Below are 497 nucleotides of genomic sequence, written 5' to 3' on the forward strand. Positions count from 1 at the left end.
GCACAGATGGCCTCCTATCGATCCTACCGGGACGATTTCTCGCTCAACTACATGAAAACGATCGGTGTCGACGTGTCGCGAGACCACCGTTACCCCGATATCGCCTTTGATCTTCCTATTCCTGTGCCCCACCGGCAGAGCCCCGCCGACGGCGTAATGAGAATAGGCGTCGGCGTCATGGACTATCGCGGCTGGCGTCACAACGATCCCGAGGCCGCCAGGATTTACAAGACCTACATCCACAAGCTCTCACGGCTCGTGAGCTGGTTGATCGGTGAAGGCCATCGCATCACCCTTTTGATGGGAGACATTACGGACAGGGTCGCCTGCGCGGATCTGATGTTTCTGCTGACGGACATGCTCTCCGAGGACGAGTTGGCGCAGATCGACATCAGCGCGGCCGCAACGCTGCGCGATATCATGCAGCAGATGGCAGCAATCGACCTTGCGGTGGTGTCGAGATATCATGGAGTTGTCTGTTCTCTGAAGCTCGGAAA

At 57.3% G+C, this 497-nt stretch carries 1 protein-coding gene; it reads left to right on the forward strand.

Annotation, left to right across the window (positions count from 1 at the left end; translation table 11 throughout):
- On the forward strand, nucleotides 1–497 hold a 497-nt coding region (locus tag AB4Z23_RS28305; protein ID WP_441361283.1), incomplete at both ends, for a polysaccharide pyruvyl transferase family protein.

Source organism: Agrobacterium sp. MCAB5, assembly GCF_052114365.1.
In the GTDB taxonomy this organism is placed as follows: domain Bacteria; phylum Pseudomonadota; class Alphaproteobacteria; order Rhizobiales; family Rhizobiaceae; genus Agrobacterium; species Agrobacterium tumefaciens.